This is a genomic window from Kitasatospora sp. NPDC001261 (assembly GCF_042896795.1).
Taxonomy (GTDB): Bacteria; Actinomycetota; Actinomycetes; order Streptomycetales; family Streptomycetaceae; genus Kitasatospora.
Window position 1 is genome coordinate 37,208 of sequence record NZ_JBIAXP010000047.1, and the last position, 21,258, is coordinate 58,465.

25 protein-coding genes and 1 pseudogene are annotated in these 21,258 nt (G+C 73.6%); 7 read left to right on the forward strand and 19 right to left on the reverse strand.

The genetic code is table 11. The annotated features are described in order from the left end of the window. Window positions 1-173 precede the first annotated feature (173 nt). Both ACFY4B_RS40755 and ACFY4B_RS40760 read right to left on the reverse strand, forming a co-directional pair. On the reverse strand, window positions 174-431 hold the full coding sequence (locus ACFY4B_RS40755; RefSeq protein ID WP_117485505.1) for a CDGSH iron-sulfur domain-containing protein: 258 nt from the start codon (window positions 429-431) through the stop codon (window positions 174-176). Further along, entirely contained in the window at window positions 415-1,071 is a 657-nt protein-coding gene (locus ACFY4B_RS40760) for a HemK2/MTQ2 family protein methyltransferase (RefSeq protein WP_049649650.1), read from the reverse strand. Before ACFY4B_RS40760 ends, ACFY4B_RS40755 begins: the two co-directional genes overlap by 17 nt. Before the next feature lie 206 nt (window positions 1,072-1,277). On the opposite strand from ACFY4B_RS40760, the gene ACFY4B_RS40765 reads away from it, so the two are divergent. Beyond that, window positions 1,278-3,344, forward strand: a complete 2,067-nt coding sequence (locus tag ACFY4B_RS40765) for a YbdK family carboxylate-amine ligase (protein ID WP_082345199.1) — start codon at window positions 1,278-1,280, stop codon at window positions 3,342-3,344. 122 nt (window positions 3,345-3,466) lie between these two features. On the opposite strand, the gene ACFY4B_RS40770 is transcribed toward ACFY4B_RS40765, so the two are convergent. After that, a complete protein-coding gene (locus ACFY4B_RS40770) occupies window positions 3,467-3,700 on the reverse strand; it encodes a DUF6296 family protein (protein ID WP_053111950.1) in 234 nt (77 codons plus the stop codon). 605 nt (window positions 3,701-4,305) lie between these two features. Here ACFY4B_RS40770 and ACFY4B_RS40775 point away from each other — a divergent pair. Then, window positions 4,306-4,512 (forward strand): hypothetical protein, encoded by a 207-nt coding sequence (locus ACFY4B_RS40775; RefSeq protein ID WP_117485509.1) that lies wholly within the window; start codon window positions 4,306-4,308, stop codon window positions 4,510-4,512. A gap of 14 nt (window positions 4,513-4,526) precedes the next feature. On the opposite strand, the gene ACFY4B_RS40780 is transcribed toward ACFY4B_RS40775, so the two are convergent. From ACFY4B_RS40780 to ACFY4B_RS40820, 9 genes are all read right to left on the reverse strand, one after another. Further along, window positions 4,527-6,335 carry a complex I subunit 5 family protein gene (locus ACFY4B_RS40780; RefSeq protein WP_049649647.1) on the reverse strand — a complete coding sequence of 603 codons (1,809 nt, stop codon included), beginning with the start codon at window positions 6,333-6,335 and terminating at the stop codon, window positions 4,527-4,529. A gap of 2 nt (window positions 6,336-6,337) precedes the next feature. Further along, the gene (locus ACFY4B_RS40785; RefSeq protein WP_049649646.1) at window positions 6,338-6,685 is read right to left on the reverse strand and encodes a sodium:proton antiporter; all 348 of its coding nucleotides are present in this window, start codon (window positions 6,683-6,685) and stop codon (window positions 6,338-6,340) included. After that, the gene (locus ACFY4B_RS40790; protein ID WP_049649645.1) at window positions 6,685-7,437 is read right to left on the reverse strand and encodes an MnhB domain-containing protein; all 753 of its coding nucleotides are present in this window, start codon (window positions 7,435-7,437) and stop codon (window positions 6,685-6,687) included. The genes ACFY4B_RS40785 and ACFY4B_RS40790 overlap by 1 nt, the downstream gene beginning before the upstream one ends. After that, window positions 7,434-7,724, reverse strand: a complete 291-nt coding sequence (locus tag ACFY4B_RS40795) for a DUF4040 domain-containing protein (RefSeq protein WP_117485511.1) — start codon at window positions 7,722-7,724, stop codon at window positions 7,434-7,436. The genes ACFY4B_RS40790 and ACFY4B_RS40795 overlap by 4 nt, the downstream gene beginning before the upstream one ends. Then, window positions 7,721-8,023 carry a monovalent cation/H(+) antiporter subunit G gene (locus ACFY4B_RS40800; protein WP_159028339.1) on the reverse strand — a complete coding sequence of 101 codons (303 nt, stop codon included), beginning with the start codon at window positions 8,021-8,023 and terminating at the stop codon, window positions 7,721-7,723. Before ACFY4B_RS40800 ends, ACFY4B_RS40795 begins: the two co-directional genes overlap by 4 nt. 49 nt (window positions 8,024-8,072) lie before the next feature. Next, window positions 8,073-8,363 carry a monovalent cation/H+ antiporter complex subunit F gene (locus ACFY4B_RS40805; RefSeq protein WP_053111949.1) on the reverse strand — a complete coding sequence of 97 codons (291 nt, stop codon included), beginning with the start codon at window positions 8,361-8,363 and terminating at the stop codon, window positions 8,073-8,075. After that, window positions 8,360-8,815 carry a hypothetical protein gene (locus tag ACFY4B_RS40810; protein ID WP_117485513.1) on the reverse strand — a complete coding sequence of 152 codons (456 nt, stop codon included), beginning with the start codon at window positions 8,813-8,815 and terminating at the stop codon, window positions 8,360-8,362. Before ACFY4B_RS40810 ends, ACFY4B_RS40805 begins: the two co-directional genes overlap by 4 nt. A gap of 351 nt (window positions 8,816-9,166) precedes the next feature. Continuing rightward, window positions 9,167-9,490 (reverse strand): hypothetical protein, encoded by a 324-nt coding sequence (locus ACFY4B_RS40815; RefSeq protein ID WP_049649641.1) that lies wholly within the window; start codon window positions 9,488-9,490, stop codon window positions 9,167-9,169. Between the two features lie 2 nt (window positions 9,491-9,492). Continuing rightward, on the reverse strand, window positions 9,493-10,560 hold the full coding sequence (locus ACFY4B_RS40820) for an SDR family oxidoreductase (protein ID WP_387976565.1): 1,068 nt from the start codon (window positions 10,558-10,560) through the stop codon (window positions 9,493-9,495). Window positions 10,561-10,685: 125 nt separating this feature from the next. Between ACFY4B_RS40820 and ACFY4B_RS40825 the strand changes: the two genes are divergently transcribed. Both ACFY4B_RS40825 and ACFY4B_RS40830 read left to right on the forward strand, forming a co-directional pair. Next, window positions 10,686-10,907, forward strand: coding sequence for an HAD family hydrolase (locus ACFY4B_RS40825; RefSeq protein WP_387976568.1), 222 nt, complete (start codon window positions 10,686-10,688; stop codon window positions 10,905-10,907). 329 nt (window positions 10,908-11,236) lie between these two features. Further along, complete coding sequence (locus tag ACFY4B_RS40830) at window positions 11,237-11,650, forward strand: hypothetical protein (RefSeq protein ID WP_387976571.1); 414 nt, start codon at window positions 11,237-11,239, stop codon at window positions 11,648-11,650. Window positions 11,651-11,696: 46 nt separating this feature from the next. On the opposite strand, the gene ACFY4B_RS40835 is transcribed toward ACFY4B_RS40830, so the two are convergent. From ACFY4B_RS40835 to ACFY4B_RS40850, 4 genes and pseudogenes are all read right to left on the reverse strand, one after another. Continuing rightward, on the reverse strand, window positions 11,697-12,512 hold the full coding sequence (locus ACFY4B_RS40835) for a ribonuclease BN (RefSeq protein WP_387976574.1): 816 nt from the start codon (window positions 12,510-12,512) through the stop codon (window positions 11,697-11,699). Window positions 12,513-12,804: 292 nt separating this feature from the next. Further along, a complete protein-coding gene (locus ACFY4B_RS40840) occupies window positions 12,805-13,761 on the reverse strand; it encodes a TIGR03557 family F420-dependent LLM class oxidoreductase (protein ID WP_117485517.1) in 957 nt (318 codons plus the stop codon). 217 nt (window positions 13,762-13,978) lie between these two features. Continuing rightward, the gene (locus tag ACFY4B_RS40845) at window positions 13,979-16,150 is read right to left on the reverse strand and encodes a catalase (RefSeq protein WP_387976577.1); all 2,172 of its coding nucleotides are present in this window, start codon (window positions 16,148-16,150) and stop codon (window positions 13,979-13,981) included. A 285-nt stretch (window positions 16,151-16,435) separates the two neighbouring features. Continuing rightward, window positions 16,436-16,912 (reverse strand): annotated as a pseudogene (locus tag ACFY4B_RS40850) (glycoside hydrolase family 15 protein); the annotation flags it as partial. A 375-nt stretch (window positions 16,913-17,287) separates the two neighbouring features. On the opposite strand from ACFY4B_RS40850, the gene ACFY4B_RS40855 reads away from it, so the two are divergent. Both ACFY4B_RS40855 and ACFY4B_RS40860 read left to right on the forward strand, forming a co-directional pair. Then, window positions 17,288-17,782, forward strand: a complete 495-nt coding sequence (locus ACFY4B_RS40855; RefSeq protein ID WP_387976580.1) for an SRPBCC family protein — start codon at window positions 17,288-17,290, stop codon at window positions 17,780-17,782. After that, window positions 17,764-19,404, forward strand: a complete 1,641-nt coding sequence (locus tag ACFY4B_RS40860; protein WP_387976583.1) for a phytoene desaturase family protein — start codon at window positions 17,764-17,766, stop codon at window positions 19,402-19,404. The genes ACFY4B_RS40855 and ACFY4B_RS40860 overlap by 19 nt, the downstream gene beginning before the upstream one ends. A gap of 54 nt (window positions 19,405-19,458) precedes the next feature. Here ACFY4B_RS40860 and ACFY4B_RS40865 read toward each other — a convergent pair whose 3' ends face one another. Then, window positions 19,459-19,863: a DUF6328 family protein gene (locus ACFY4B_RS40865; protein WP_387976586.1), complete on the reverse strand. Its 405-nt coding sequence runs from the start codon at window positions 19,861-19,863 to the stop codon at window positions 19,459-19,461. A gap of 378 nt (window positions 19,864-20,241) precedes the next feature. Between ACFY4B_RS40865 and ACFY4B_RS40870 the strand changes: the two genes are divergently transcribed. Then, entirely contained in the window at window positions 20,242-20,664 is a 423-nt protein-coding gene (locus ACFY4B_RS40870) for an SsgA family sporulation/cell division regulator (RefSeq protein ID WP_049649631.1), read from the forward strand. Here ACFY4B_RS40870 and ACFY4B_RS40875 read toward each other — a convergent pair. After that, window positions 20,585-21,073: a hypothetical protein gene (locus ACFY4B_RS40875; protein WP_387976589.1), complete on the reverse strand. Its 489-nt coding sequence runs from the start codon at window positions 21,071-21,073 to the stop codon at window positions 20,585-20,587. The two genes, ACFY4B_RS40870 and ACFY4B_RS40875, sit on opposite strands and share 80 nt — an antisense overlap. Window positions 21,074-21,124: 51 nt before the next feature. After that, window positions 21,125-21,258: rhodanese-like domain-containing protein (locus ACFY4B_RS40880; RefSeq protein WP_387976596.1), on the reverse strand; the 134-nt coding region annotated here is incomplete at its 5' end.

Genomic DNA, 21,258 nt, shown 5'->3' on the forward strand with positions numbered 1-21,258 from the left:
GGAGGCCGACTGCGGCGCACACGGCCGCTTCGACGACGAAGCCCGTGATCACGGCGCCCAGCTGTGGGGCTCCCCCTACCAGCCGTCGGCGGGGCGGCGTTCGTCGCCGCCGCGGCCGGCGCGATGGCATCCGGCGCGGCGGCCGCGGTGAGCGGAGCGGACCGTCCGTCCGCTCACCTCCCACCGGCCGCACCGCCCGAGTCGCGCGGGCCCTGCTCCCGGGCCCGCAGCGGCCGTCCGTGCCGCCGGTGGCTGGTGTCGCAGAACGGGTACGTGCGGCTGCGCCGACAGGCACACAGGGCCACCACCGGGCGCTCGGACAGCCTCCGGGTGCCGTCGGGGAGGACCACCTCCACCGGGCCCTCGACCAGCAGAGGGCCGCCCGGCACGACGACCACCCGGGTGGCGTAGCGATCAGCGCCCGCGGACACCGCGCACCACCACCAACTCCTCCTCGCGCTCGCCGGGCCGGATCACTCCGAGCCGCTCGAACAGGGCGGCCCGGGCCGTCATCACCGGCCCGAAGGGCTGCCGCCGCCGAGCCGCCACCTCTGTGCGCAGCGCGGCCGCGCGCAGGAGCGCCAGGGTGGCCGGCACGCCCGCGAGCGCGGACTGCACGACCAGCAGCACGCCGCCCTCGGCCAGCACCCCGGGAACCGTCCGGCAGATCCGGTCCAGGACCAGCCGTCCGTCCGGTCCGGCGTCCCAGGCCAGCGCGGCGCCCCGGCCGGGAGCCGCGCCGTCCGGGTCCGTCGGGACGTACGGGGGATTCGCGGTCACCAGGTCGAAGCGTTCACCGGGCAGCGGGGCCAGAAGGTCCCCCCGGCGCAGCCGGACCCGGTCGTGGTGCAGCCGGGCGTTGCACCAGGCGGTGGCCACCGCCCTGGCGGACAGGTCCACCGCCGTGACCAGGGCCCCGCTGCGCGCCGCCGTGATCGCGACGGCCCCGGTCCCGGTGCAGAGGTCGAGCACCCGGCTGGAGCCGTCCAGCGGCTCCCGGCGCACACAGGCGGCCAGCAGTTCGGTGTCGCCCTGGGGCGCGTAGACCCCGGGCGGGCGGATCAGCAGCATGCCGAGCGGTTGCCCGGCCCGGCACGGTTCACACCTGCCGCACGGCGGCTCGTACCGGGACTTGTCCCGAGCGTCTGCTCGGGTCCGCCCCGAGCGCTCGTCTTCGGGCCGGACCCCGGATCCGTGATGCCGACGTGGCCGGGAGAAGGGACTCTGGTCAGGTGGACGGCAGCGGCGCCCCGGGCGCGCGAGGAGCTCGGCAGCCCGTGGCAGGCACTGCGGGCCGTGGCCGGGGGCCGACGCCGACGGTGGGCGTGGAGGAGGAGCACTTCCTCGTGGACCCCGTGTCCCGGGCCGTGGTTCCCGCGGGCCCGCGGCTGGCCGCCCGCGCCGCGGGCGTGCTGGGGGACCTGGTGTCCGGTGAGTTCACGGACCTCCAGGTCGAGGTGCGGACACCGCCGTGCGCCACCATGCGCGAGCTGTCCGCCCAGCTGGCCCGGTTGCGCCGCGAGCTCGCCGCGTGCGCCGAGGCCGAGGGCCTGGCCGTGTGCCCCAGTGCGACGCCCGTGATCGGGGGCGGCGGCGTGGTGCCGGTGGGCCACCACCCCCGGTACCTGGACGGGGTGGAACTGTTCCGCGGCCTGATGGACGACTTCGCCGTCTGCGCCCTGCACGTCCACGTCTGCCTGCCCGACCGCGAGGTGGCGGCCCTGGTCGGCAACCATCTGCGCCCGTGGCTGCCGCTGCTGGTGGAGATGAGCGCCAACTCGCCCTTCCACGCCGGACGGGACACCCGGTACGCGAGCTGGCGCTCGGTGCTGCGGCTGCGCTTCCCCTCCCTCGGACCGCCACCGTGGGTCGAGTCCTTCGACGACTACCGGCGCGTCGCCGCCGCGATGGCGGAGGTCGGCGGGAGCTCCTTCGCCGACCTGCCGTTCTGGGACACCCGCCCGCACCCGCGCCTGCCGACGCTGGAAGTGCGGTGCATGGACGTTCCGGCCGAGTCCGCCGACTCGGTGGCCCTGGCGGCTGTCGTGCGCGGCCTGGTGGTGACCTCCGCCCGCCTGGCGGAGCGCGGCGACAAGGGACCGCAGCTTCGCGGTGAGCTGTTGCGCGGCTCGTACTGGTACGCGACCCGCGACGGCTGGCCGGGGCCGGGAGCGGACGGGCTGACCGGACGCGTCCTGCCCGCCCCGGAACGCGCACGGAGGCTCGTCGAGCACATCGGCCCCGCGCTGGAGGAACTCGGAGACCTGGAGCGGGTCGCCGCCTTCGTCGACCGGCTGGCCGCCCGGGGCAGCGGCGCCCACCGCCAGCGCGCCGCACACCGGGCCGGCGGCCTGTCGGCGGTCGTGGACGACCTCGCGACCTGCATGACCACCCTGCAGGCCGTCCCGCCCCGGCCATCCGTACGGCGGACCCCCCAGGGGCGCGCCCCCGACGGGTGTGCCAGCGTGGAGGAAGCCGGAAGGCCATGCGGACCCATGTCCACGGACGCCCGCGAACGCCCGGAGAAGCCGATGGACGACAGCCCGGAGCAGCACGGACGCCCGCCGGAGCACGGCGGGCGGGTACGCCGTGACGGGTACGCCCGCCTGAGCGCCGCCGACCTCGGCATCGACACCGTGGCCCTGGCCGAGGACTTCACCCGGCTCGCCGACTCCTATCAGGACCTGCCGCCGGATCCGTACGCCCGTGAGACCCACCGCTTCCGCCGCTACTCGCACGCCGTCCACCTGCCCTGGACCGGCGAGCTCTCCTACATCCCGGGCACCCCCGACGAGGAGTTCGGCACCGTCACGGAGTACTGGCAGGACGAGCACAACCCCGAGTACCCCCGGGTGCGGCGCCGGCTGCCCGACATCCCGGAAGCCCTGCACCGCAACCGGCTGCTCGACGCCCTCGTCCATGCCGACCTGGACCGTGCCCTGTGGCTGGAGGACCTGCGCCGCGTCCCCGTCTACGTCGGCATCCACCTGATCTCGCTCGGCGTCCACGACCAGGACCAGGAGGCGGTGTCCTCACCGAACTGCCTGCATCAGGACGGCGGTTCACCGGCCACCTTCACCTTCGCCCACCTGATCGGCCGCCGGAACGTGAAGGGCGGCGAGAACGTCATCGCCACCCCGGAGAGCGCCGGCCGGCAACCCGACGCGCTGCCCCCGGAAGCGATCCACGACCGCTTCGTACTGACCGAGCCGCTGGACGGCTACGGCGTCCACGACCGGCGCGTCAGCCACTACGTCGGCCCGGTCCGCCTCGGCGACGACGGGAACGAAGGGCGCCGCGACATCCTCATCATCGGAATCGCCCCCTACGCCCCGGGGCTTTGACCGGGGGGTCCACTGCCTGAATCCGCTGTTTCCGCTCGGATGCGCCACAGCTGCTTCCCGGACGACGACATGTACGACCCCGAACGGGAGATGCCGATCACGCCTGGCCGGCAACGCCGCGGTCAGGTCAGCGGGGTGGCGCGCAGGCAGGTGTGCTGGCCCGGCCCTGTGGCGACGTCCAGGGGCCTGGCCACACCGGCTTGGATCTCGACCCGGAAGGCTCCGGTGTCGTCGGCGTAGATCGGGGTACCGTCGGGTGTCCTGTCGCCGGTGGCGTGGACAACGACGATCTCGGGCGGACGATGCGCTCCTGGTGGGCCCGGCAGGGTGATCGCGTAGCGTTCAGGGATGTCCATGGCGGGCCTCATTCTGCAGGGTGCGCCGGCGTCTGTGAGGGCGCGGACGGTGTCGCGGACGGGTGAAGATCTCGTCTGCGCCGGTGATCTGCCGCAGGCGCCGGGTCTGAGGGAACGAAGCGGCCACCACCGGGGCGGTTGCGGCGGCATACACGGTGAAGCGCACTGGGAGCAGAGCGTCAGGACGAGTGGAGTCGCGCGACAGGAGACGGGGCAAGTCGACGATCACACAGGGCATGCCCTCCTTGACCGAGCGCGCCAAGGCGTCCTCCAACCCGCCGCGCTGATCATGGTCGGCCTTGCCGTCCAGGCGGGCGCTGCCGGCTCTCCCGGGCAGGTCTGCGGTCGTGGTCCGCGGGGCCCGACAGGCGCACGCCCTCAGCGGACGGTAGTGGGGGGACATGACCGGCCTCCTCGCGCGAGGGAAGCTGTCCGCTTGTGATCCTGCCCCGCCGCGCTCGGAATCCACCGTCCGGGGCCGCCTGAGTCGCCCGCCCGACCGGCCTCGACGACACCCTTGAGGCACCACGCCAATCGGGGTAACCCCCCACCCCGCATCCTCGCTGCCCAGAGGCCTCCCGCCCCGCCTGTCCGCGGGCAACGCCGTGGGCGACGGCGACGGGCTGACGGCGATCGCCGCCTGCGGAGGGCACCGTGTAGCGTGTTGCCGCGCCCGCGACCCACCGGGGACGGTATCCATCCAGCACAGGCTGGATGCGATCGTCCGGGCGATGCTGGAGCAGCGTGAAGGCAAGCGCGGTCAGGCTTACGAGGATCTGAAGGCAGCCATCGGGATGGAGGAGCGGCTGTAGGACCCTGGGAGGATTCAGGTCTGGGCGGCGATCGCGACGCACAGCACCGCGACGCCGAGGGCGAGCCAGGCGAGGTAGTCGCCGAGGTGTCCGGAATGCAGGCGGCGCAGCGCCCGTACGGCTCGGGCAGCCGCGTGCCGGTCGGCGGCGGACCGATGGAGGGCGGCCGTGGCCAGGGCCAGGGCGACGGCTGCGGACAGCAGGCCCAGCAGCACCCCGGTCACGGTCCAGTCCGCGGCCGGCACGGGTCCGGGCGGCGTGTTGGCCTGGGTGAGGACGACGGCGCTGTAGCCGTCGGGGTCGGTGAAGACGGCCGCGCCACGGGCGAGGGCGGCGGGGATGGCGGGTAGGGAACCGACGAGGACGGCGAGGCCGATCAGACCGGCCGGGACGATCGTCATGGTTCGCGGCAAGGCGCGCTGCGGGGAGCGGATTTCGGGTTCCTCGCCCTCGCCGGTGGTCTCGTCCCCGTCCGGTCGGCTCTGTGGGGCCGGGCCGGCGCCGAAGAAGATCCGCAGGGCCGCGCGGAGAGCGGCCGCGCCGGTGGCGGCGGAGGCCGCGACGAACACGGCGGGCAGCCACGGCTGCCAATGGCCGGCGGCCTCCTCGCTCAGGGCCTTGCCAAGGCCGGTACCGAACGGCGGCATGCCGGCCAGGGCCAGGGCGCCGACCACGAACAGCACGCCGACGGTGCGCAGGTCGCGTGCCTTGCCGTGCAGCCCGTGTTCATCGACGGAGCCGTACCGGTCCAGCAGTACACCGGTGAGGGCGAACAGCGCGGCCTTCACCAGGCCGTGCGCGGCGACGTACACCGCGGTGCCGGTGGCGCCGTCGGGGGTGAGCAGGGCGACGGCGATGAGGAACAGGCCGACGTGGCTGATGGTGGAGAACGCGAGCAGGCGCTTGAGGTGGCGCTGCTGCCAGCACATCAGGGCGCCGAGGAGTGCGGTCAGCAGACCGATCGCGGTGAAGGTGGTGCGGAAGGCCTGGGGGTGGATGCCGCCCGGGCCGGAGAAGACGGTCCAGTAGACGCGGGCGATGCCGTAGACGCCGAGTTCGACCATGGCGCCGGACATCAGCATGCACACCGGGGTGGGCGCCACCGCGTGCGCGTCGGGCAGCCAGAAGTGGAACGGCACGGCGGCGGCCTTGACCAGCAGGGCGGTGGCGATCAGAGCGAACGCGGCCACGGTCAGCACGTCGGTGTGGTGGCCGGCGAGCTGCCGGCCGAGGCGGGCGAGGTTGAGTTCGCCGGTGCGGGCGTAGAGGAGGCCGATGCCGAGCAGGGAGCAGTAGGCGGCGAAGGAGGTGACGATGCCGAAGGTGAGCGCCCCCTGGAGCGGGCGGGGGTCCTCGATGCGGTAGCCGGTCAGGGCGTAGGCGGCGGCTCCCATGAGTTCGAAGAAGACGAAGGCGTTGAACAGGTCGCCGGTGAGCGCGAAGCCGGCCATGCCGGCTTCGAACAGCAGGATCAGGGCGGGGAAGGCGCCGGCGTGCTCGCCGGTGGGTTCGTCGAAGTACCGCCAGGCGTAGACGACGACCGCGAGGACCAGGACGGCGACGAGCAGCGCGAGTCCGGCGCCGATGGGGTCGGCGGCGAGCACGATGCCGAGGCGGGCGGGCCAGCCGCCCAGGTCGGCGGTGACGAGGCGCCCGTCGGTGCGCGCCCAGAGCAGGGCGAGGCACGCTGCCTCGGCACCGGCGCAGGTGGTGGCCAGGATGTCGCAACCGGTCCGGGGAAGTCTGCGGCCGGCGACGGCGAGCAGTGCGGCGCCGAGCAGGGGAATGGCCACCGCGAGCGGCAGCAGGGCTGCTTCGGTCACGGTCAGCCCTTGAGGCCGGTGAGGGCCTGCGGGTCGACGGTGTGGTGCCGTTTGCGCAACTGGATGGTGAGGGCGAGCAACAGCGCGGTGACGGTCGCGCCGACCACGACGTCGGTCAGGGCGAGGGCCTGCACGACGGGGTCGACGACGGGGCGGGTTCCGGGGGTGAGGTCGGAGTAGACGGGGGCGGTCGCGCCGCGGCGGTAGCCGACGGCGAGGAGCAGGAGGTAGGTGGAGGACTGGGCGACGGCCAGGCAGCCGATGGCGTGGATCAGGTTGCGACTGGTGACCAGGCCGTACAGGGCGATGAGCAGGACCCATCCGGCGGCCAGGAAGACCCACGTTCCCATCAGGTGTCTCCGTCTCTCTGCTGGTCGGGTTCGGTGAGTTCGACGGCCTGGTCGAGGAAGTGTGCGAGCAGGGCGATCAGGCCGCAGGCGACCTCGACGCCGACCGCGGCGTTGAGGACCGGGACGGTGCCGCCGGAGGTGACGGTGTTGAAGGTGCCCAGCGGCAGCACGTTCTTGAGGAACGCGCCGCCTGCGATCAGGCCGGCCAGGCCGACGAGGCTGTAGGAGGCGGCGGCGAGCGAGTCCGCGACGTCGAGGGCGGCGAGCGGGCGCAGCTGCTTCAGGGCCCGGTAGTCGGCGGCCACGTAGGCCAGGTGCAGGGCGGTGGCGAGGACGACACCGCCCTGGAAGCCGCCGCCGGGGCTGAGCTGGCCGTGCGCGACGATGTAGACGCCCACGACCAGGGTGACCGGTAGCAGCAGCGCGCCGAAGAGGCGGGTCGTGGGCATGACCCGCTCCGCTTCGGCGCGGCGGTGGCGTTCGTCGCGGGCCCGGCGCAGCAGCAGGGTCGCCCCGAGCACGGTGCCGAAGAGGATGGACTCCTCGCCGAGGGTGTCGAAGGCGCGGATGTCGAAGTTGACGGCGGAGACGACGTTGGCGGTGCGCCGGTCCAGCGCCGCCGCCACCGCCCGGTCCCCGTAGGAATGGCTGTCCGTGCCGAACGGCGGGAGGTGAGTGCACGCGGCCGTGAAGAACGCGGCGATGACGGCGGCCGCTGCCAGGAACATCGTCAGCCGGGCGCGGGCCGTCACTTCCGTTCCCGCCCGTTGTCGCCGGTGCTGGCCCGGTCATCGGTGCGGGTGGGTCGGCGGGTGACCTTGCGTACGGTCAGCAGGATCAGCAACGGGGTCAGCGCGGTGCCCACGGCGAGCTGGGAGAGCGCCACGTCGGGCGCCTGCAGCACCGCGAACAGCATCGCCAGGCCCAGACCGAGCACGGAGAGGACGACCGCCTGGCGGGCCGGGTCACGGGTGAGGACCGCCGTGGTGGCGGCGAGGACGACGAAGGCGACGACGAATCCGATCAGCCATGCGTTCACGGCCTGCTCACCGCTTCGGCCTCGGCTTCACGGGTGGCACGGCCGACGGCGATCGTGGTGACCGTCCCGCCGACGGCGAAGACCAGGCCGATGAACAGCGTCTTGGCCGCCCCCCGGCCCGGTCCCTGGTCGACTGCCACGGCCGCGGCGATCAGCGGCACACCGGCCACCGAGGCCGGGGCCAGGGCGTGCAGGCGCGCCAGCGCTCCGCGCAGCCGCAGCACCGCGGCCGCGGACAGCAGCACACACCCCACGCCGGCCCACAACAGCACGAGCACGATCACATGGCGTGGCGTCAATCCGAACTCCCTCCCCCACCCCCGGTCTGGCCGGCCGGGCGGGGTCTCGTCAGTTCTCGGGCGTGGAACCGTACGGGTGCGCGTCGTGGCGGCGGCCGGCGACGAAGCGGGCGAAGACAAGGGTGCCGGCGGGGGCCAGGACGGCCAGCATCAGCGCGAGGTCCTGATAGGAGGACCGGTCGTACGCCATCGGGAGCAGCAGGAACACCGCGCCGGCCACGGTCGACAGCATCGACGCCCCGAGCAGTCGGCGCACCGCGGTGCCGCGCGCCGCGACCCACAGGCACGTCGGCGCGGGAATCGCCAACAGGACCAGGGCCGCCGCTGTCCAGGCGTTCACCGCGCGCCGTCCGTGCGGGCCACGGCCTCCTCGACCGGTCCCGCGGTCGGGCGCAGAGCGTGCACGACGACCTCGTCGTCGCGGGGCACGTCGATCACGCAGGTGTCCGGGGAGGCGGCGAGCAGCGTGCCGGCCCACCCGGCTCCCGCTCCGGGGCGCAGCCGGATGCGCCGTACCCTCCCGTCTCCGTGACCGGGGGCCATCGCGGCCGTCAGCACGGCCAGACCGCGCACGACCGAGCCCGGCAGCGCGAGGAGCGCACGCACCGCGCCACGCCCTCCTCCGACGCGGACACGTGCGGCCAGACGCATCCTGCGGGCCGCGACCGCCCCGCCCGACGCGGCGAGAACGGCGACCAGCAGCTCGACGGGCGAGACGGAGCTGACGAACACCACCGTCAGCCCCGTCAGGGCAGCACCCCACACCACGGTCTCCACCAGCCGGGTGAGCACCTGACCTCCTGTAGTCCTCCGGGCCGTTGTTCGGTTGCCGGCCACCTGGCGACTCCGCGGCGCAGGCGGTGCCTCCGCGCACGCCGTCCACCGCCCGGCCGTGTCATGGCCTCCGGGTCAGTCGGGAGGCTCCGACGGGCGGGGGTGCCCGGGCTCCGGAGGGGCAGGCTCCGCGGGCTCGCCCGGGCCGGGCGGGGCCGGCGGCTCAGGGGGCGGTTCGGGCGTTCCGGGAGGCGCGGGCGGATCCGGCGGCACCGGTGGCTCCACCGGCTCCGGCGGGCTGGGCGACGGCGGAACCGGGGTGACATCGGGGTCGGGCGGCACGGGAACGGTACCCACGGTGACCAGCTCCTATCGGCCCAGGGCGTGTTCGAGTTCCTTCTTGTTCATCTTCGAGCGCCCGTGGATGTTGCGCTGCCTCGCCTCGTTGTAGAGCTGCTCCTTCGTCGGCCCCTGGGCGCCGCTGTGCGACCGCAGCCCACCGCGACGGGAGGAGGACATGTCCTTCAGCGAGCTGCGGCTGGCGGTCTTCGACTCCCCGTGCCGGGCCCGCTCCTTGTTCACGGTGCGGGCGGCGATCTCCTCGGCGCGCTTCTCGCTCTCACCGCGCTCCAGCGCACTGTCCTTGATGTGCTCGTACTGCCGTTCCCGTTTGGGACTCGATCCGCGAGGCATGGTCACACACTCCTGTCCGATGACTGCGGGGTGCGTGTTCCCCGCATCCGTGAGAGGAACCCGCTACCGGCACCGGGCAAACCGGCTTGCACCCGTCCAGCCGCGCGCCCCAGCGCGTCGGCGAGGCCGCCGAGGGCGTGCGCCACCTGCTGCTGGCTGCTGCGATCCCGGGCCCGGTCGTCGAACCGGCCGTGCGCCCCGAAGTCCCGCCGGGCGTCCACCGGCTCGAACAGGTTGTCCGGGTCCGTGGCGCGGCGCCGACGGTCCTCCTGCTGGGAGTCGAAGCCCGTGCGGGCCAGGTAGCGGTCCAGCAGCCCGGGCACGACGGCGTTCGTCACCAGGGTCGCCACCGTACTGCCGCCCACCCAGTACTCCCTCCGCCCGGGGTGGTCGGCGGCGAACAGCACCGCGCGGGCAGCGACCTCGGGCTGGTAGATCGGTGGAACCGGCTGCGCCCGACGGGGCAGGCGGGACCGGACCCAGTCGAACTGCGGGGTGTTGACGGCCGGCATCTGCACCATCGTGGTCCGCACCCGAGTACCGGAAGCGAGCAGCTCGCAGCGCAGCGCCTCGTTGAAGCCCTGGATGGCGTGCTTGGCGCCGCTGTAGGCGCTCTGCAGCGGAATGCCGCGGTAGGCGATCGCCGAGCCGACCTGCACGATCACCCCGGCATCGCGGGGCAGCATCCGGGCCAGGGCGGCCCGGGTGGCGTAGACGTAGCCGAGGTACGTGACCTCGGTGACGCGCCGGAACTCCTCCGGGGAGACCTCGGTGAACGGGGCGAAGACGGAGGCGAACGCGTCGTTGACCCACACGTCGACCGGCCCGAGTTCTTCCTCGGCCCGTTCGGCGGCGGCCTCCACCGCGTGTGCGTCGGCGACGTCGGCCTCGATGGCGATGACCTTGGCAGCGCCGGCCCGCTCGGCATCGCGCACCGCCGCTTCGAGGCCGGCCCGGCCGCGGGCGATCGGCGCGAGCCGGTCTCCGCGGGCGGCGAACGCCTCGGCGGTCGCACGGCCGATGCCACCGCTGGCCCCGGTGATGACGATGGCCCGGCAGGCAGTTTCCATACTGCTTCGGGTTTCCGGGAAACAGCGGGGCAAACGGCCCGGCGCCGCGCCGCGTGCGGGGCCGGTCGTCGGGCCGTAGCGTCGACAGGGTGGACATGCCGGGGGCGTGAGTGAGGGAGGCTTCGATGCCAGGCGAGGCGCTGTTCGTCGGCGACACCCCGTGGGACGTCCAGGCCGCCGCCGGAGCCCAGGTCACCGGCGTGGCGGTGCTCTCCGGCGGCTTCGGCGAGCGGGCCCTGCGCTCGGCGGGAGCCCTTGAGGTCCAGACCGATGTCGGCGACCTCCTTGCCCGCCTCGATTCCAGCGCCCTCGCGGACCCGACGCACTTCCAGCCCGTACGCGGCTGAGCGCGCGGCCGTGGACGACTCCCCCGACGGCGGGTACGCGGTCTCCGCGGAGTTCTACGATCTCCTGCAGGCCGAGACCGACCGCCGTCTGGCCGAGCGGCGCTTCGCCGCGGCCGCCACGCGGGCCCGCCACGCCGTCCTTGATGTCGGCGCGGGCACCGGCACCGCCACCGAGGTCCTGCTGCGCGCCTCCGGTGTGCCCGTCCACGCCGTCGAACCGGCCCCGGCCATGCGCGCCGCCCTGCTGTCGCGCCTGGCGCACCTCGGGGCGGACCAGCGCTCGCGTCACCGTGCACCCCGAGCCCCTCGCGGCGACAGGCCTGACGGCCGTGGCGGACCTGGCCGTCGCCTCCAACGTGATCGCCTGTCTGGATCCCCCGACCAGGCGGGCCACCTGGAAGGCGATCTCGGCAGCCCTCCTGCCCGGTGGCCTGCTCCTGTTCGATCCGCCGCCCGCCGGCCTGCCCGACGGGTGCGAGGCGGCGGGACGGCTCGGCCCGGTGCGGGTGGGTCCTGACCTGTACAGCGCCGACGTCACCCGACGGCCCCATCGCGGCGTCCTGCGCGTGGTCTTCACCTACCGCGTCGAACGCGCGCAGGAGCTCCTGCGCGAGGCCCGGGAGGCGTTCGACATGTGGCCCGTCCCGCCCGAACAGCTCGCGGAGGAACTCGATGCCGCAGGACTGCGTGTTGTGCGGGCGCCCGGATCCGACCTGGTGGCGGCTCGCCGTCCCGCTCCCTAGACCCGACCTCGCCCGCCTGCGGGCCTTGGTCCCGTGCCGCACCGGATCAGTCGTCCGCTTCGCCCGGTGGTGTTCCGCCTGGCGCCCCACCGGCCTCGTCAGCCGGCTCCTCGCCGGCTGCCGGTGTGCCGCGGCCCCCCTCACCACCGTCGCCCGCGGCTGACCGGTCGCCGCCGGACAGCGCCCACCCCACGAGGCTTCCGCCGTACACCGTGAAGCCCACCCCGATCAGCCAGGACTGGACCACCAGGACTGCGCCGACCGTGCCGTAGGAAACGGCGTTGGAGACCAGTAGCGGGGCGAAGACCAGCCGGGAGAACAGCCGGAGACCGGCCAGGGCGACCATCGTGGCCACCGCCCCGGGCACCAGCCCTCGCCGCGGGGCACGGGCCCCGAGCAGGAAGCGCGGAAGCCACCAGAACAGCAGCAGACCGCCCAGCACCGTGGCGAGGATCCGCAGGGTCGGTTGGACGGCGGTGTGCTGCCAGGGCACGCCGCTCCAGGCCGCGAGGACGAGGTAGCCGGTCAGTCCGGCCAGCGCGACGACCTGGCGCCCCACCCGGTGCCACGGTCCTCGCGGCAGGCCCCAGATCCGCTCGTAGGCGCCCTGCATCGCACCCGTCAGCGAGACGCCGAAGAAGGCCAGCGCGGCGAGGCTGAACCCGGTGGTCGTGCTGAGGACCTGCCCGCGTGAACCGAACAGCGTCTCGACGGCCTGGCCGCCGCGCGGCGACAGCCCCAGGCCGTCGGTGATCCACTGGGCGATCCCGTTGCCGCGGGCAGGCGAAGCCGCCGCGATGACCATGAGCAACGGCACCAGGGTCACGAAGAACAGCGCGGCGAAGGCCAGCGAACGCTGCATCAGCTCGATCTCCCGCCCGTGCCCCCACGCCCGCCCGCACACAGAGCGCAACCGGTGCCAGGCCGTTCTCACAGGGCACGCCTCCGCACGCCGGTCAGGTGCCAGAACCCGGGGCATCCGACCGGCGCCGGACGCCCCGGCGCCGCGAAGTACCGTGCCGTGCCGCCGCAACCACCGCTGCCTCTCGAGGGCGTCTGCGCCCGAAGGGGCCACCTGCCGGGGCCGGACCCTGTAGCGGGGCCTCTCCCGTGTGCGGACGCAGCGTCAGCGGCCATAGGTCGGACAGCCCGGGTCAGCGGTTCAGGGCGGGCAGGACCAGCTCACGGTAGGCGTCGAAGAAGGCCTCCTGATCGGGGCCGATCTGTCCGACGTAGACCTCGTCGAACCCGGCGCGCGCATATGCGCGCGCGGTCTCCACGTGCTGCTCCACGTCGTCGCCGCAGGTGACCGCGTCGGCGACCATGTCGCGGGTGACGAGCCGACTTGCCTGTTCGAAGTGCGCCGGGGTGGGCAGGAGCTGGGCGAGCTCGCCGGGCAGCAGCTCGGTCGGCCACAGCCGGTGCACCACGTCCACGGCCGTTTCCCGGTTGCTGCTCCAGCACACCTTCACGCCGCCCACCACCTTCTTGCCCTGGCCCCCGGCCTCGCGGAACGCGCCCACGAGGTCGGCGTCCGGGGTCATGGTGACGAAACCGTCCCCGATCCGGCCGGCCAGCTCGGCGGCCTTCGGCCCGAACGCCGAGACGTAGACCGGCAGCGGCTGGTCGGGGACGGTGTACAGGCGGGCGTTGTCGACGGTGTAGTGCCGGCCGCGGTGGCTGACCGGTTCCCCGGTGAACAACTCGCGCATCACCTCGACGGCCTCCTCCAGCATCTCGGCCCGTACCTCGAAGGACGGCCACGCATCGCCGTGCACGTGCTCGTTCAACGCCTCCCCCGTCCCGACACCGAGAGCGAAACGCCCACCCAGCAGAACGCTGGAGGTGGCGGCGGCCTGCGCGGTCACCGCCGGATGCAGCCGCACCGTCGGACAGGTCACCAGCGTCGTGACCGGCAGCGAGACGGCCTGCGACAGCGCCCCGATCACCGACCACACGAACGCGCTGTTGCCCTGCGCGTCGTTCCACGGACGGAAGTGATCGGAGACCGCCAACCGGGTGAACCCGGCCTGCTGCGCACGGCGGGCCTGATCGATCAGCTCCGCGGGGGTGAACTCCTCACACGACAGGAAGTAGCCGTACTCGGTCAATCGGAATCCGCTCCTTCGTGAACGTCCTCCCCCGCCTCGGGCGGCGGCGGCCCCCGGGCACCGTCGCCACCACGCTAGGCCGAAGGTCCTTCGAGTGCTCCCTGACAGCACCACCAGGCCGACGGACTCGACCGCGAACGGGCCAAGCCGGCGAACGGGGCAGGACCCACCGACCGCGTCCTCCTGGCCAGGTCGCGCGGGCGATTCGGGCTCTGGTTCAGCGCTGCGGGAACCGGTGCTGTTCGATCAGGTGGACGAAGTCCTCCCAGAACGAGGCGCCGGGCTGCCGGTCCGGGCCGCACAGGGCGACCCCGGCGAGCTGCTCCGCCTCGCGGACCCCTGCGGCCCGCAGGAGCGCCGTGCCGGTGCCGAGCGCGGCCACCGGTTTGCCGTGCCGCAGTGCCTCGTTGACGAACCGGACGGCGTCCGGTTCCACGACGAGCGCGTCCTCTGCGCCGTCCGGGACGACCACGGCGTCGTACAGCACCGAGGCGGTGGTCGCCAACGCCCGGTCGACCTCCACGTCCTGGCCGTCGCTGCCGGCCACGCTCCCGCCGTACCGGGCCAGGGTCTCCACCGTGGCGCCCTCGGCCCGCAGGGCGGTGCGCGCCGCCCGCACCTGGGCGGCGTCCACGCCCTGCGCCACCAGGACGGCGACCTTGCGGGTACGGATGCCGTGGCCGTGCAGGTTCTCCAGGCTCAGCGCGGGCGAGACCCGCTCCCCCACTGCTCCGGCTTCGCGGTCGCCGGTGGGCCGGTCCGGTGCGGGCTCGGGCGCGGGCTCGGGTTCGCCGATGCGGCGGGCGACCTCCACAGCCAGCTCCTGGTCGACACGGGCCAGGTTGGCGACCATCCGGTGCCGCACGGCCTGGTCCCCGACCTTGCCGAGCTCGAAGGAGAACGCGGCGATGATGTGCTCCTGCTCCCAGCCGGCCATGCTGCGCCAGAACAGCGCGGCCTGGCCGTAGTGGTCGGCGAAGCTCGGACTGCGCCGGCGGATCGCCTGCCCGTCGACACGCTCCTGATAGTGCTCGAACACCCCCTCGGCGAGGCGCCCGCCGCCCAGGGTGGCCGGGCATCCGCCGCCGACCGAGTTCGGCGCGTAGCTCGTCCCGGAGTGGATCACCTGCTGGCCGTAGCCGTCGCGCTGGTCGGTGCGCACCTCGGCGAGCGGACGGTTGACCGGCAGTTGGGAGAAGTTGGGGCCGCCCAGGCGGATCAACTGGGTGTCCAGGTAGGAGAAGTTGCGGCCCTGCAGCAGCGGGTCGTTGGTGAAGTCGATGCCGGGAACGACGTTGGCGGTGTGGAAGGCGACCTGCTCGGTCTCGGCGAAGAAGTTCTCCGGGTTCCGGTCGAGGACCATCCGGCCGACCGGCCGCACCGGCACGAGTTCCTCCGGCACCAGCTTCGTCGGGTCCAGCAGGTCGAACGGGAACGAGAACTCGTCCTTCTCCGGGATCAGCTGGACGCCGAGCTCCCACTCCGGGAACTCGCCGGCCTCGATCGCCTCCCACAGGTCCCGGCGGTGGAAGTCGGGGTCGCGGCCGGCGGTGATCTGGGCCTCGTCCCAGACCTGGCACGCGACGCCGAGTTCTGGCTTCCAGTGGAACTTGACGAAGGTGGCGCGCCCGTCGGCGGTCACGAGGCGGAAGGTGTGCACGCCGAAGCCCTGCATCATCCGGAAGCTGCGCGGGATCGCCCGGTCCGACATCGCCCACATCAGCATGTGGGTGGACTCGGGCTGCAGCGAACAGAAGTCCCAGAACGTGTCGTGTGCGGTGCCGCCGGTGGGGATCTCGTTGTGCGGCTCCATCTTCACCGCGTGCACGAAGTCGGGGAACTTGATCGCGTCCTGGATGAAGAACACCGGCATGTTGTTGCCGACCAGGTCGTAATTGCCCTGCCGGGTGTAGAACTTGGTGGCGAAGCCGCGGACGTCGCGCACCGTGTCGGCGGAGCCGCGCGGCCCCTGGACGGTCGAGAAGCGGACGAACACCGGGGTCCGGCGGCCGGCCTCCTGGAGGAAGTCGGCGCAGGTGAACTCGGCCAGCGACTCGTACAGTTCGAAGAAACCGTACGCGCCGGCACCGCGGGCGTGCACCACCCGCTCGGGAATGCGCTCGTGGTCGAAGCGGGTGAGCTTCTCCCGCAGGTGGAAGTCCTCCAACAGCGTCGGGCCACGCTCGCCCACGGTCAGGGAGTTGTCGGTGTCGTCGACCCGGATCCCCTGATCGGTGGTGAGCGCACCGTCCGGCTCCGGGGCCCGGAAGGCGTCCAGCGCGATGTCCTTGGCATCGCGCTCGCCCCCCGAGGGAGGGCCTGGATGGGGAGCCTCCGTGACCGGGGGCGGCTGGGGGCGTCCTCCAGGCGGTCCGGGATTGGTGGTCATCTCAAAGCCCTCCGTCCTGGGGTCGGTGCGAGGCGGCTCACGGCCGCCCGCGCTGTGGGGCGCGGCTGCCCGCCGGACAACGGCTCAAACCTTCGCGCCCGGCTTGGAGCCTGGAGCCTGGAGGCGCCGGGGCAGTCCTGCAGCCCGAAGCCGTACGCAGGCGAACACCGCCGCCATGCGCGCTCGCACAACCGCGGGGGCAGTAGGCCAGGCAGGGCCGAGCGGGCGAGACCCCGCAGCGGTCGCTGCTGCTCCGACACGCGGGTGCGGCGGATCACAACGGGCTCAGTGACCGGGTGCGAGCGTCGCGGCGGCTTCGAGCATCAACCCGTGGACGAACGCTTGGGGCAGGTTGCCGCGCAGCTGGCGCTGGGCGACGTCGAACTCCTCCGCATAGAGGCCGGGCGGACCGCAGGCGGCACGGTTGCGTTCGAACCAGCGCACGGCTTCGACGTCGTTGTGCTGCTGGTGTTCCGCCAGGGCCATGACGAATCCGCACAGCAGGAAGGCGCCCTCGGCGTCCTGAAGGGGTCTCCGGTCGTGGCGGAACCGGTAGACGTGGTGGTCCTGCGCGAGATCGGCGCGCACCGCTCGCAGGGTGGCGACGGCGCGCGGGTCTTCGGCAGGCAGGGCGCCGCGGATGGCGGGCAGCAGCAGGGCCGCGTCCACGCCCGTCCGGCCTGGGGAGCGCTGCCACCGGCCGGTGGGGTGCAGGCAGTCGGCGGAGGTCTCCGCGAGGATCGCATCCGCCAGCGCCTCCCAGCCGGCGGCACGTAGTCGGAAACCTTCATCACCGAACTCCTCCACAGCGCGGGCGTGGCTCCTGGTGGGCGAACGAGGCCCGGAGAGCGGCTAACCGCTCGCGCCGCGATGAAACCGCCGTGGGTGATACCGCCCGGTGTCCGTGCGGAATCACCTGCCGGCCCGCAGGCCGTGGGCGGGCATGCCGGGCTCGGCACAGACGCTGCCCTGGACGGGGCCCGGCGGCGACCAGTCGGGGTTCCGGTGGGACGGGTGGCCCTGCCCCACGGCGGAGAACGGGCCGCTGCGAGTGTCGCGTTCAGGGGAACTAACCGGGTATGCGCCTTTTGAGGTACGGGTGATTCGTCAGGGACCGGACACAAGGAGGCACAGCCGATGGCTGTGAGACACGTCCTGATAGAGCGGGCTCCGCAGGCGGTGTGGAGCGTGTTGGGCGACCCGGCCGCGTACGGCCGGTGGGTGCCCGGCACGGGGCGGACCCGCCCGGGTGAGGGCCGGTGGCCCGCAGTCGGGTCGAGCTTGCGCTACACCGTCAGCGCCGGCCCGTTCCGCTTCGAAGGCCACATCGTCGTACGTGTGTCCGACAGTGGGCACCGGCTGGAACTGGAGGCCTTCGCCGGGCGGCTCGGCACCGTCCGGATCGCCATCGAGCTGATCGCGTGGGGCGACGCCACACTGGTGATCGTCGACGAGCACCCGCTGCGGGGCCTGGGCGGGAGCCTCCACACGGCGCCCGCGGACCTGGTGCTGGATCTGCGCCACCGCCGACTGCTCGCCCGCCTCGCACGCACGGTCGAGCAGACACCCCGGGCGGCCGACCTGGAAGCGTCCGCGTCGGGGGGAGGTCCGTCATGGCCGACGCCGTCGTGATCGGGGCCGGGCCGAACGGCCTGGTCGCCGCGAACGTGCTGGCCGACGCCGGCTGGGAGGTGGAGGTGCTGGAGGCCCAGGACCAGGCCGGCGGCGCTGTCCGCAGCGACCGCGGCGTCCACCCCGACTACGTCAGCGACCTGTTCAGCTCGTTCTACCCGCTGGCCGCCGCCTCACCGGTGATCGCGGCCCTGCGCCTCGAAGAGCACGGCCTCGCCTGGAGCCACGCGCCGATCGTGCTCGCCCATCCCCTGCCCGACGGCCGCTGCGCCCTGCTGCGGCGCGGACCGGAGACGAACATCGACGACATCGGGCGGAGCTTCGGCCGGCCGGACGCGCTCGCCTGGCGACGGCTGTCACAGCTCTGGCAGGACCTGGACCCGTGCCTGGTAGGGGCGATGTTCGCGCCGTTCCCGCCGGTACGCGCCGGCTTGGCGCTGGCCTCGCGTTTCCGGGCGCCGGGCCTGCTGCGGCTGGCCCGCTTCGCGGCGCTGCCCGTACGGCGACTGGCCGAGGAGGAGTTCGACCGGGACGGCCCGGGGCTGCTGCTGGCCGGCTGCGCGCTGCACGCCGATCTACTGCCCGAATCGCCGGGCAGCGCCGCCTTCGGCTGGCTCATGGCGATGCTCGGCGAGCAGTACGGCTGGCCGGTACCGGTCCGCGGAGCCAGCGCCCTCAGCGGCGCCCTGGTGCGGCGTCTGGAATCGCGCGGGGGAACGATCCGCCGCGGTGCCCCGGTCAGCGAGGTCGTCGTCCGCGCCGGCCGGGCGCTGGGCATCCGCACCGCCCAGGGAGACTACGTCCGCGCGCGCCGAGCCGTGCTCGCCGACGTGCCCGCTCCGCACCTGTACGGCCGCCTGGTCCGGGAAGGACACCTGCCGCCCGGATTCCGCGACGCCGTACGCCGCTTCCAGTGGGACTTCGCCACCGTCAAGGTCGACTGGGCCCTCGACTCGCCGATCCCCTGGACCGCCGAGCAGGCACACCGGGCCGGCACCGTCCACCTCGGCGCCGACTGGACGGAACTGAGCGACTACGCACTCCAGGTCAGCACCGGCCGTCTACCGGCCCGCCCCTTCGGGCTGCTCGGCCAGATGACCACCGCCGATCCGTCCCGCTCACCCGCGGGCACCGAATCGGCCTGGATCTACACCCACGTCCCCCAGCACATCGCCGACGACCTCGGGCCCGACGGCATCACCGGGTCCTGGGACGACAGGGAAAGCGAAGCCATCGCCCGCCGCATGGAAGCACAGGTCGAACGCTTCGCCCCCGGCTTCACCGGCCGGATCCAGGCCCGGCGCGTACTCACCCCGCCGGTGCTGGAACACCTGGACCAGAACCTGGTCGGCGGGGCGATCAACGGCGGCACCGCGGCCCTCCACCAACAGGCGCTGCTCCGCCCGCTACCCGGCACGGGGCGGCCCGAGACCCCCATCCAGCGCCTCTACCTCGCCTCCGCCTCGGCCCACCCGGGCGGTGGCGTGCACGGCGCCTGCGGCGCGAACGCCGCCCGCGCCGCGCTCCGCGCCCAGGGAGCCCGGACCGGCCGGCTGCTGCGACCCGCCCTGGCCCGCGCCCAGCGGGCCCTGGCCGACCCGGGCGGGGGCGAGACGGCGTGACGCCGTCGGGCGGGCGGGACCCGCGGCCCGGGTAGGCCGGGATTGCAGGGGCTGTCACTGCGGGGGGCGGCCACCGCCGCGGGGGGCACCGAGCCCGGATACGGCAGCCCGGCGCGCGGCGGCTGTGCGACGCAGCACGACCTGGGGCAGGACGAGCCAGCTGGTGGCGAACCAGATCAGGCAGGCGGCGCTGAGGCCCCAGGCGGCGGCCGGGTTGCCGGTGGCGGTGCGCAGCAGGAGCAGCAGCGCGGCGGCGATGGTCAGGGCCAGGGTGATGAGTCCGACGGCGATGAGGCGACTGGCGACGTGGACCAGTTCGGGTTTCATGCCGTGGCCGGTGAGGAAGCGGTGGAAGGCCACGGGCGCGATCAGGGCTCCGGTGGCGACGGCGCCGAGGACGACGGTGGCGACGCAGCAAACTCCCTCCGTACACGGGCCGCGATCATCCGAGCATGCCACCACGCATCGTCGGAGACGATCCGCACGGCGGCTCTGGCCCGTCGTTTCCCACAGGTCCGTGATGAGCAGCCGTCCGCCGGAGGACCTGCCCCGCCCGGTACGCATACCTGCCGGACAGGCCGGTGGTCCGCGCCGGCCGTGCGCTCCTGGCGCTCCCGGCAGGCGGAGAATCACGTTGCAGAGGGCGTCGGCGCGCTCGTCCCTGTCCGGCCTGCCGAGCTCCACCCATGTGGCTGCGACATGCAACACTCCTCGAAAGCAAGGGAGTTGTGCAGATATCCAGCCTGCCGACTGGCGCGTGGGCGCTGGGGTAGGCGCGTTGGCATGCGTCGGCCCACCGGAGGCCGACGCACACAGCCGTCGCAGGAGGGTGATCCGATGCAGAAGTCCGCTGTCCGCCCGATGCCCGTCACGTTCCCCGACAGCCCGCTGCCCGACGTCCCGGTCGACGTGGAGCTCCGCTTCGACACGGCCCTTCCGTATGCGGCATGCCTGGTGTTCCCGCTGACCCCGTGCGGCTGCACCGGCTCCGACGCCGAGGTGTGCTGGTACTTCAGCCGGGATCTACTGAACGAGGGGCGCCACGTCCCCACCGGCACCGGGGACGTCAAGATCAGCCCCGGACCGGTCGGCGAAGTCCTCATCACCCTGCAGGGCCCCGACGGCCGGGCGGTGCTCAGCGCCCCGGAGGACGCCGTGACAGCCTTCCTCACGGACTCGTTCACCCTGGTGCCCGCAGGATCGGAAACCGACCACCTGGATATCGACGCCACCCTCGCCCGGCTGCGCGCCGCCGGCTGACCGCACGAAGTGCGCCGGCCGGGCGCCCGGCGCCGCACGGGTGCCCATGGCCGTCCGGCATCAGGGCGAGGGCGTGGTACACGCCGGCCGCGATGGCGAGGCCGACCTCCAGGCCTGTCACTTGGCGCGGCACCGAGCTGGTGGCCCGGTTGCCGGTGCCGAGCTGGCCGTTGATGCCGCGCCCCCAGGCGAAGACCTGGCCGTTCTCCAGCAGGGCGAGGCTGAAGTCCGCGCCGCCCGCGTCAAGCCGCACACCCCCGACGACGCCGAAGTGTGGGCCGGCGCCACCCTCGCCCTCCACGCCCGGAGCATCGGCAGCAGCCGGGATGCACAACGCCTGCACGCCCGACTGCTCGCGCTGCCGCAGCAGTGACCGACACCCACCTTCCCCCGCCCCCACCACGGCCACGTCCCGCTTCCCTGCCCGTGGCCCGGACGGGGTTGGCCGGGTCGGCTGGGGTCAGGCCTGGGTGGGGTGGGTGAGGGTGTGCCAGGCGGTGTAGCCGCCGAGGAGGTCGGAGACGTCGGGGTGGCCGTGGTGGCGCAGCAGGCTGGCGGCGATGGAGGAGCGGTGGCCGCTGGCGCAGTGGATGA

Excerpts from the sequence above, each read along its gene's own strand:
- ACFY4B_RS40760 (WP_049649650.1), bottom strand. The coding sequence starts at position 1,071 with ATGCTGCTGATCCGCCCGCCCGGGGTCTACGCGCCCCAGGGCGACACC.
- ACFY4B_RS40770 (WP_053111950.1), bottom strand. The coding sequence starts at position 3,700 with ATGGACATCCCTGAACGCTACGCGATCACCCTGCCGGGCCCACCAGGA.
- ACFY4B_RS40785 (WP_049649646.1), bottom strand. The coding sequence starts at position 6,685 with ATGGGAACGTGGGTCTTCCTGGCCGCCGGATGGGTCCTGCTCATCGCC.
- ACFY4B_RS40815 (WP_049649641.1), bottom strand. The coding sequence starts at position 9,490 with ATGCCTCGCGGATCGAGTCCCAAACGGGAACGGCAGTACGAGCACATC.
- ACFY4B_RS40820 (WP_387976565.1), bottom strand. The coding sequence starts at position 10,560 with ATGGAAACTGCCTGCCGGGCCATCGTCATCACCGGGGCCAGCGGTGGC.
- ACFY4B_RS40825 (WP_387976568.1), top strand. The coding sequence starts at position 10,686 with ATGCCAGGCGAGGCGCTGTTCGTCGGCGACACCCCGTGGGACGTCCAG.
- ACFY4B_RS40835 (WP_387976574.1), bottom strand. The coding sequence starts at position 12,512 with ATGCAGCGTTCGCTGGCCTTCGCCGCGCTGTTCTTCGTGACCCTGGTG.
- ACFY4B_RS40845 (WP_387976577.1), bottom strand. The coding sequence starts at position 16,150 with ATGACCACCAATCCCGGACCGCCTGGAGGACGCCCCCAGCCGCCCCCG.
- ACFY4B_RS40855 (WP_387976580.1), top strand. The coding sequence starts at position 17,288 with ATGGCTGTGAGACACGTCCTGATAGAGCGGGCTCCGCAGGCGGTGTGG.
- ACFY4B_RS40860 (WP_387976583.1), top strand. The coding sequence starts at position 17,764 with ATGGCCGACGCCGTCGTGATCGGGGCCGGGCCGAACGGCCTGGTCGCC.
- ACFY4B_RS40870 (WP_049649631.1), top strand. The coding sequence starts at position 20,242 with ATGCAGAAGTCCGCTGTCCGCCCGATGCCCGTCACGTTCCCCGACAGC.